The following is an 8,756-nucleotide window of genomic DNA, read 5'->3' as shown; positions in this document are numbered from 1 at the left end:
TTGATGCGCGCTGACGCGCGCTGCTGCAAAGCCCTGCGCTGCTCGACGACTCACCAAGGGGACCCAAGAGCAATACGGTCGTTGCTTCGCAACATCCCTGTCTACGCCTCGCTTCGCCTCGGCGCGGACGAAGTGATGCGCCTTGGCGCCGACGCGAAGCGAGGCCGGCTGGTGTTCGTCTCCCCCTTCGGACGAGCTGAGCAGCGCAGGGCTTTGCGGGGCGCGCGCAGCGCGCATCAACAACTGACTTCGGGCGGCTGTTTGAGCGCAGCGCCGGTACGGCGCGTAGCGAGTTCTGCCCGACCCGCAAAGACCGAGCAGCGCAAGGCAGCCCTCGCATCGCGAGGGCCGAGTCGGCAGGGTCGCTTTCTTTGCCCCCTTTCTTTGTCGACACAAAGAAAGGGGGTCGGCCGCCGGGCCGCACACCCGGCGCGGCCACACGCAGTGAACAAGAGCTATGACAAAGCGCCAGGCACCGCCTCTGGATTCCCGCCTCCGCGGGAATGACGAGAGTGCCCTCATACGCTCGCCTTGATGACTGCCGGCATTGGCTGAGCCACCACAACAGGCTTCGGCGCCCGCGCCACAAACAACTTGCCCCGCAGCGCCTCGCTCGCCAGGATCAAGAGAAACGCAAACCCCTGCAACACCATCACCGACGCATCCGGCACATCCATGCGCCGCTGCAACAAACTCCCCGCCGCACCAAACCCACCAAACAACACCGCCACAGGAACCACAGCCCACGGGTTGTGCCGCGCCACAAACGACACCAGGATGCCCGTGTAGCCCAGCCCCGCGATCAAGGACGCATTGGCATTGGTGTGCACCGCTGCCACTTCGATGCCGCCGGCCAGACCGGCGCAGGCCCCACCCACCGCACAAGCCACCACGATGATGCGCGGGCCGGGCAGCCCCACCAGCAAGGCCGCACGCGCATTGCCGCCCACGATGCGGGTGGCAAAGCCCGAGGTGGTGAAAAACAGCCACAGACCGAGCACCACGCACACCACCACGCCGAAGGCCAGGCCCCAAGGGATGTCGGTGCCGGCGATACCGCCGATGCGCAGGCCTTCGGCCAGGGTGTTGGTCGACGGTTTGTTCAAGCTCGCCGGGTCACGCATCGGGCCTTCGACCAGGTGCTTGAAGAGCGCAATCGCGGTGTAGGCCAGCAGCAGGCTGCTGATGGTTTCGTTCACACCACGCTGCTGGCGCAACACGCCGACCAGCGCGATCCACACCGCGCCGGTCGCGGCTGCGGCAAGCAGCAACAAGGCGGTGCCAAACGCGTTGGCTGGCGGGGTAAAGACATAGGGCAAAGCTGCGCAAGCCAAGCCACCCAACACCAGCGCGCCTTCGCCACCAATCACCACCAGCCCCGCACGCGCCGGGATGGCCACACACAGGGCGGTGAGCATCAGCGGCGCCGCACGCTGCAACGAGTTCTGCCAGGAGAACCAGTCACCGAAGGCGCCCTTGAAAAGCAGCGCCCAGGCTTCGAGCGGGTCCTTGCCGCCCGCCCAGATGAACCCGCCGAAGAGCAGCAAGGCGCCCAGCATCGCCATCACGGGCAAGGCGATGGCTTCGAGCGTGTCGGTGGTGCGGGTGGAAAGCGCCATGGCCGCCTCTCTTTCAAGCCTTGCCCACCACGCCTTCCACGAGGTAGTTCATGCCCTCGAGCACGATGTCGGTCTGCTTGAAGGCGGTGCCAGCGGGGATCACCACCTTGCCGGTGTTGTCCTTCAACGGGCCTTTGAAGATGTCGAACGTGCCGGCGATCATCGAAGCCTTCACGCTGTCGGCGTTCTTCTTGGCCGCATCGGTGACCATGCCGCCATAAGGCGAAGGTTTCACGAAACCTTCCTTCAGGCCACCGCGCACGAAGTTCGGGTGCGGCTTGCCGGTGCGGGCCGCGTCGATGATGGTCTTGTAGGCGGTGATCCAGTTCCACTCGGCGCCGGTGAGGTAGGCGTTGGGTGCGAGCTTGGCCTGGCTCGCGTGGTAACCGCAGACGAACTTGCCGCGCTTGGCGGCGGTTTCGACGATCACCTTCGGGCCGTCGACGTGCATCGTGAAGACGTCGATGCCCTGGTCGGCCAGGCTGTTGGTGGCTTCGGCTTCTTTGACCGGCATCGACCAGTCGCCGGTGAAGATCACGGTGGTGGTGATGTTCGGGTCGACCGAGCGTGCGCCCATGGTGAAGGCGTTGATGTTGCGCAGCACCTGCGGGATCGGCTTGGCCGCAATGAAGCCGATCTTCTTGCTCTTGCTCATGTGGCCCGCGACCACGCCGTTCAAGTACTGGCCTTCGTCGATGTAGCCGAAGAAGCTGCCGGTGTTCTTGGGGTGCTTGCCTTCGGTCCACATGCCACCGCAGTGGGCAAAACGCACGTTGGGATTTTTGCCTGCCACCGCCAGCATGTGCGGGTCGAAGTAGCCGAACGAGGTGGGGAACAAAAGCGTGGCGCCGTCTTGCGCGATCATGCCCTGCATGGTCTTTTGAACGCCCGTGGTCTCGGGCACGTTCTCTTCTTCCACCGCCTTGATGCCAGGCAGCTTCTTCACTTGAGCCACCGACTCGGCCTGCGCCTGGTTGTAGCCGTAGTCGTCGCGCGGGCCCACGTAGATGAAACCCACGGTGATGGGGGACTGCGCCTGCGCGAGGCCGCTCAGGCCGCCGAACGCCGCCGTCGCGCCCACCGCCCCTGCTCCCTTCAGAACATCGCGCCGCTTGAAATTTGCTTGTGTCATCTTTGCTCCTGTGAGTTGCCGCTGCGAGTGCTTCGCACGAGGCGTGCCCGCCGGGCATGCACCATCCGAAGGCTTAGGTCGAACACCTTCTTGTATACAAGCAATGGGCGTGCCAATGGGCTCCTCCGCGTGGGCGGGAGCGCACAGGGCGGCAGCTTGCTTACCGGGGAGCAGCCCGGTCCCGAGTGGACTGCGCTCGTCGCGCGGATCAGGTCACCGGGTTCGCGCCGTTTCGTCGCGCGAGCAGGTCGCCGATGCGGCTCACAAAGCCGTCGATCTCGATCGGCTTGGACAGAAAATCATCGAACCCGGCGTCGCGCACGCGCTGGATGTTGTCGGGCATCGCGTCGGCAGACAGAGCAACACAAATCAGTGCGCGGGTACGGGGGTTCGCCCGGAGCCGGGCCAGCACCTCGAACCCGCTGATGTCGGGCAGGTTCAAGTCAAGAAGCACCAGATCGGGCGGGTCGTTCTGCACCGCGGCCAGGCCATCGGCGCCACAGCGCGCCACGCGCAGACTGCCTCCTGGCATCGTCGCGAAAACCTGCTCCAGCAGCAGGGCGTTCGACGCGTCATCTTCGATGTAGACGACGCTGAAGGCGCCTCCCACCTCGACCCGGCGCGCCGCCAAGGCGGCGGGCAAGGGAGACGATTTCGCGTCGGCGGGCGCAGCCGCCAGATCGAGTGTGAAGACGCTGCCCACGCCGGGCTGGCTGCTGGCGCTCAGGCTGCCGCCCATCAACTGCGCCAGCCGCTCGGCAATCGCCAAACCGAGGCCGGTTCCTTCGATGCCCGAACTCTCTGCCCCCAGCCGGTTGAAAGGCTGGAACAAATTGGCCAGCTGGTCTGCGTTCAGGCCGGCGCCGCTGTCGTGCACGCTGACCCGCACCCGATCGCCCTGCGCGTGCGCTGTCAGGTGAACGTGGCCTTCGGGGCGGTTGTACTTGATGGCGTTGGACAGCAGGTTCAGCACGATCTCCTGCAGGCGCATCGGATCGGCCTGCACCACCAGCTTGGCGTCGGCCGCGATCTGGTTGAGCAGTTGGACATTGGCTCGCAGCGCCAGCGGGCCCACCACCGTGACGCAGGTGGCCACCAGGGCAGCCAGGCGCACCGGCACGACCGAGAGCGCGATGCGCCCGCCTTCGATGCGCGCCAGGTCAAGCGTCTCGTTGATCATTTCGAGCAAGTGCTCGCCTGCGCTGCGAATGTGCCGCACCCGCTCTGCCTGAGGCGGGCTGAGGGCTGCACGCGGGTCCATCTGCATCAACTGTGAAAACCCGAGGATGGCGTTCAGCGGCGTGCGCAGCTCATGGCTCATGCGGGCGAGGAAATCACTCTTGGCCTTGTTCGCTTGTTCGGCCGCCTCGCGCGCCCGCTGGTGCTGTTCGATCTCTTTCAGGGCGCTCACATCGACCAGCGTCGCCACATAGCTCATGACCCCGGCATGTTCATCCAACAGCGGCCGGCCCTCGGCGATGACGTGCACGATGCGCCCATCGCGATGCAGAAATCGAAACTCGTCGCGGTAGGTCACGCCCTGCCTCACGGCGTCGCGCAAGCCATGCGCAACCCGCTCGTGGTCTTGCGGGTGGACGGCGTCTACCCAGCCTTGACCGAGGCAATCCGCCAGCGGCAACCCGGTGATCTCGCCCGCACGCTCATTGACGTAGCTCATCGCCCCGGTGGCGTCGGCCGCGCCGATACCCACCGACGACAGCTCCGCCAGGGTGCGGAAGCGCTCCTCGCTGCTGCGCCATGATTCCTCGGCGACCTTGATGGCTGTGATGTCGGTGGCCGTTCCGACCACTTGCCGAACCGAGCCGTCCGGGTTGCGCGCAAAGACGGCGTCGCGGCTCTGGAACCACCGCCACCGCCCATCGGCGTGGCGCATGCGGTAGGTGAACTCAGCGACCGTCGCATCCGGCAGCGTCAACACGCGCGCCATGTGCGCACCGAACTGCGCCTGGTCATCGCTGTGCATGAAGCGCATCACCGGGTCGACGGGCCCCTCCTGTAGCTCGGCCTGGGTGTAGCCCAACGACGACACGACCTCGCGGTTGACGAACACGTTTCGCCGCTCATTGAAGTCGTACACATAAAGCACGCTGGGCATGATCTCGGTGATCTGCTCGGTGAAGCGCCGTGCCTCCAGCAAGGCTTTGCCCGTGCGTTGCTCGTCTTCCAGCACGCGGGTCAAGCTTTGGCGCGCCGCCTCGGCTTGTTCAAGCAAGCGATCCTTGTCTTGCTCGCTTTGTCGCAGCCTGCTGATCACCCGCTCGTAGTCCTGGCGCAGCAAGGCCTCGGAGAGCGTGCGCTGGCTGACCTCGGCGATGAGTTCGCGTGCGCGCCTGCGTAGTTCGAGCTGAGCGACCACCTGACGGCCCAGTACCAGCAAGCCCGTGGCCTGCGCCGCGGTCAATGTTCGCGGCACGAAATCAATCACATTCAAGGTTCCGAGCGCGCGGCCATCGGGCGTGGTCAAGGGCGTGCCGGCGTAAAAGCGCATGAACGGCGCCTGGGCGACCAGAGGGTTGTCGGCGAAACGCGCGTCTTGTGTGGCGTCTGGCACTTCGAACACATCGCGATGCTCCTGGATGGCGTGCGTGCAAAAGCTGTACTCGCGCGGAGCCTCGTTGGCGCCCAATCCAAAGTGCGACTTGAACCAGAGGCGGTTTTCGTCGACCAGGGAAATCAGAGAAATCGGTGACCCGGTGAGTTGCGCCGCCAGTCGCGTGATGTCGTCGTAGGACTCTTCAGGTTCGGTGTCGAGCACCACATACTGCTGCAACGCCTGGAGCCGCCGTGATTCGTCCGGCGAGAGCGAGGCGTTCATGGGGTGCCCGGCCAGGCGCCCCGGCGAAGGCAAGGGCGTTCGACAGGGCGGGCGTTCCGTCGGGCACTGGGTAGCATGCAAACTCCTGGGCGGGCGGTGAGCTCCCGATGCGACAAGCCGTCGCACCCGCTCACCAAGTCGGTGCGTCGAGATTACATCGCCCAAAAAACAAACCAATGAGCACCATCCCGACCCATCTCGAAGCGATCCGCCGCCAACAGCAACTGCGCATCGCCGCCAGCCCGATCCAGATCGAAGTGGGTAACGCGAGCGACGCCCCTCTGCCCCCCGACGAGCTGGCAGGCCTCACCGCCGATCACCCCGCCGTGCGTGCGACCCTGCTGAGCGGTCTCACCGCCATCGTCTACCAGCTGCGCGCACACGGGCGCGACTGGGCGGTGAAGTGCGCCCGCCCCGAGTGCCTGGTGAAAAACGTCGACGGCCAGACATCGTTCCTCAATGAGCTGCAACGCCGGACCGAGCTGGCGGCGTTGCGGGCGCTGCCGGGCGGCTCACGACGCTGGGCCGGCGTCGTTCCCACGGTGTATGCCTCACGACGCCACGGCGTGATCGTCTCGCCCTGGATCGACGGCAAACCGGTGCAAGCCTGGTCCGAGCGCAGCTTGTGCCAGCTGTTCTCGCAAGGCCGCGAGCTGGTGCGGGCTGGTTTCTTCGAGTGGGATTTTTGCCCCGGCAACGTGCTCGACGACGGCCACCAGGTGTGGCTGTTCGACTTCGGCTACATGTACCGCTTCGATCCGCTGCGGCACTTCAACAGCGCCGGCACCGGCACCAGCGTGCCGCAATGCCACCTGGCCGAACGCATCGAAACCCGTCATGTCTTCGGCTGGCTGCTGGAGGTGGAGCAGAACGAAGGCATCGAGGCGGCACTGCGCGCCTTCCGCCTGGAAAAAACCATCGCGCTCGACACCTATCTGCGACTGCGAACCGAACTGCAAACCGATGGCGCCAACGCCAGCGTGCTGGGCTGGCTCGGCGAGATCATCGAACGCTGGCGCGGCGCGCTGGCGGGCGACCTGCTTGGCCTCTATCTGCAGGAGGGTTGGCGCTCGCACACGCTCGACCTGGAAGACGATCTGCACGGGAAAACCTGCACGCCGGGCACACTGCGCCGCGCCGATTGGCTGCTGCGCGCCTTGCGCGATTCGTGGGGCAGCCTGGTGGAGCAGGCCGCCTTCAACGGCCACGATGCCGGCCGCACCGCCTCAGACCTGACGGCGCACTACACGCAGAAGCGGCTCCTGGCCGCCAGCCTGCAAGTGGCGCCCGCCCGGGCCTGAGCCTCACCAGTTGGCTTCACGCTCCGGCGTGGCGGAGATGCGGTGGATGGAGAGGTCGGCGCCTTCGAACTCTTCTTCCTGCGTGAGCCGCAGGCCAGTGGCCGCCTTGATCGCACCGTAGACCGCAAAGCCCGCGACCAGCGCCCAGGCCAAGCCCAACAGTGTGCCCAGCAGTTGCGCCGTGAAGCTCACGCCGCCGCGCCCACCCAGCTCGGTGAGGCCGAAGATGCCGCAGGCGAGGCCACCCCAGGCACCACACAGGCCGTGCAGCGGCCACACGCCGAGCACGTCGTCGATCTTCCATTTGTTTTGCGTGAGGGTGAACATGCCGACGAAGATGGCACCGGCGATGGCACCGGTCACCAACGCGCCGGCCGGGTGCATCACATCAGACCCCGCGCACACCGCCACCAGCCCGGCCAACGGGCCGTTGTAGGCAAATCCCGGGTCGTTGCGGCCCAGCGCCACGGCGGCCAGCGTGCCGCCGGCCATGGCCATCAGCGAGTTGACCGCCACCAGGCCCGAGACCTTGTCGATGGTCTGCGCGCTCATCACGTTGAAGCCGAACCAGCCCACCGCCAGCACCCAGGAGCCGAGCGCGAGAAACGGAATGCTCGATGGCGGGTGGGCCGAGATGGCACCGTCTTTCTTGTAGCGGTTGCTGCGCGCGCCCAGCAGCAGCACGGCCGGCAGCGCCAACCAGCCGCCGAGTGCGTGCACGACGATGGAGCCGGCAAAGTCGTGCAGCTCGGCGCCTGTTGTGGCCTTGATCCAGGCCTGCACGCCCCAGTTGCCGTTCCAGACCACGCCCTCGAACAGCGGATAGACCACGCCGACGATCACCGCGGTGGCCACCAGCTGCGGGTAGAAGCGCGCACGCTCGGCAATGCCGCCCGAGATGATGGCGGGGATGGCCGCCGCAAAGGTCAGCAGGAAGAAGAACTTGACCAGCTCGTAGCCGTTTTTTGCCGCCAGGGTTTCGGCCCCACTGAAAAACTGCACCCCGTAGGCCACGGTGTAGCCGATGAAAAAATAGACGACGGCCGACACGCTGAAATCGACCAGGATCTTCACCAGCGCATTGACCTGGTTCTTCTTGCGCACCGTGCCCAGCTCCAGAAAGGCAAAGCCGGCATGCATGGCGAGCACCATGATGGCGCCCAGCAGGATGAAGAGGGAATCGACGCCTTGTTTGAGTTGCTCCATGTTGTTCCTTGGTTGAGCACCCAGTGCGCACCGCCACGGAGCGCATTCACGTTCTAGGTGCTCAAAAGCACCACAAGAAAGCACGACTTGTGCCAGTTTGGGGCGAACCCAAGCCGCCCCAGGCGCACTGTTTAGGCGCGTTCTCAGGCCAAAACGCACGACGCCGGTGCGTCGCCAAGGTTCACATGGCTGCCAGTCGGTAGGTGTTGCGCCCGCCAGCCTTGGCTTCGTAAAGCGCCCGGTCGGCCGCTGCGAGCAAGGCGGCGGGCTGCACATGGCCTTGCGCGTGGAACGCAATGCCAATGCTGGTGCTGGCGTCCCACAGCCCTTCTTGCAGCTCGAAGCTGCGATTGATGGCGGCAATGATCTTGCGCGCGATGAACTGCGGCTCGGCCGGGGTGTGCAACTCTTCCAGGATCACCACGAACTCGTCGCCGGCCAGGCGGGCCACGGTGTCGGTTTCGCGCACGCAGCTCAGCAGGCGTTGGCCGAACAGCCGCAGCACCTCGTCGCCCGCGCCATGGCCGAGGCTGTCGTTGACGAGCTTGAACCGGTCGATGTTGAGAAAGAGCAAGGCGAGCGGCTTGCCGTTGCGGTGGCTGCGCGCCAGCGCCTGGGTGAGCTTCTCGTTGAAGCTCATCCGGTTAGGCAGGCCGGTGAGC

Annotated in this window: 6 protein-coding genes; 1 reads left to right on the top strand and 5 read right to left on the bottom strand. The window is 65.7% G+C overall.

Annotation, left to right across the window (positions count from 1 at the left end; translation table 11 throughout):
* Nucleotides 1–518 precede the first annotated feature (518 nt).
* The 3 genes from RMO40_RS04110 to RMO40_RS04100 form a co-directional block, all read right to left on the bottom strand.
* The gene (locus RMO40_RS04110) at nt 519–1,619 is read right to left on the bottom strand and encodes an ABC transporter permease subunit (protein ID WP_309716698.1); all 1,101 of its coding nucleotides are present in this window, start codon (nt 1,617–1,619) and stop codon (nt 519–521) included.
* 13 nt (nt 1,620–1,632) lie between these two features.
* Nucleotides 1,633–2,751 (bottom strand): BMP family ABC transporter substrate-binding protein, encoded by a 1,119-nt coding sequence (locus RMO40_RS04105; protein WP_309716695.1) that lies wholly within the window; start codon nt 2,749–2,751, stop codon nt 1,633–1,635.
* 208 nt (nt 2,752–2,959) lie between these two features.
* On the bottom strand, nt 2,960–5,587 hold the full coding sequence (locus tag RMO40_RS04100; protein WP_309716692.1) for a PAS domain S-box protein: 2,628 nt from the start codon (nt 5,585–5,587) through the stop codon (nt 2,960–2,962).
* A gap of 176 nt (nt 5,588–5,763) precedes the next feature.
* On the opposite strand from RMO40_RS04100, the gene RMO40_RS04095 reads away from it, so the two are divergent.
* On the top strand, nt 5,764–6,888 hold the full coding sequence (locus tag RMO40_RS04095; RefSeq protein ID WP_309716689.1) for a hypothetical protein: 1,125 nt from the start codon (nt 5,764–5,766) through the stop codon (nt 6,886–6,888).
* A gap of 3 nt (nt 6,889–6,891) precedes the next feature.
* Here RMO40_RS04095 and RMO40_RS04090 read toward each other — a convergent pair whose 3' ends face one another.
* Together RMO40_RS04090 and RMO40_RS04085 are read right to left on the bottom strand one after the other, a co-directional pair.
* Nucleotides 6,892–8,094, bottom strand: a complete 1,203-nt coding sequence (locus RMO40_RS04090; RefSeq protein WP_309716686.1) for an ammonium transporter — start codon at nt 8,092–8,094, stop codon at nt 6,892–6,894.
* A gap of 181 nt (nt 8,095–8,275) precedes the next feature.
* Nucleotides 8,276–8,756: GGDEF domain-containing protein (locus RMO40_RS04085; protein WP_309716681.1), on the bottom strand; the 481-nt coding region annotated here is incomplete at its 5' end.

Source organism: Rhizobacter sp. (assembly GCF_031412075.1).
Lineage (GTDB): Bacteria > Pseudomonadota > Gammaproteobacteria > Burkholderiales > Burkholderiaceae_C > Rhizobacter.
This window is presented reverse-complemented; position numbering and strand designations above follow the sequence as displayed.

Bases quoted from the DNA above. Each gene is read 5' to 3' on its own strand.
- RMO40_RS04110 (WP_309716698.1), bottom strand. From the start codon at position 1,619: ATGGCGCTTTCCACCCGCACCACCGACACGCTCGAAGCCATCGCCTTG.
- RMO40_RS04105 (WP_309716695.1), bottom strand. From the start codon at position 2,751: ATGACACAAGCAAATTTCAAGCGGCGCGATGTTCTGAAGGGAGCAGGG.
- RMO40_RS04100 (WP_309716692.1), bottom strand. From the start codon at position 5,587: ATGAACGCCTCGCTCTCGCCGGACGAATCACGGCGGCTCCAGGCGTTG.
- RMO40_RS04095 (WP_309716689.1), top strand. From the start codon at position 5,764: ATGAGCACCATCCCGACCCATCTCGAAGCGATCCGCCGCCAACAGCAA.
- RMO40_RS04090 (WP_309716686.1), bottom strand. From the start codon at position 8,094: ATGGAGCAACTCAAACAAGGCGTCGATTCCCTCTTCATCCTGCTGGGC.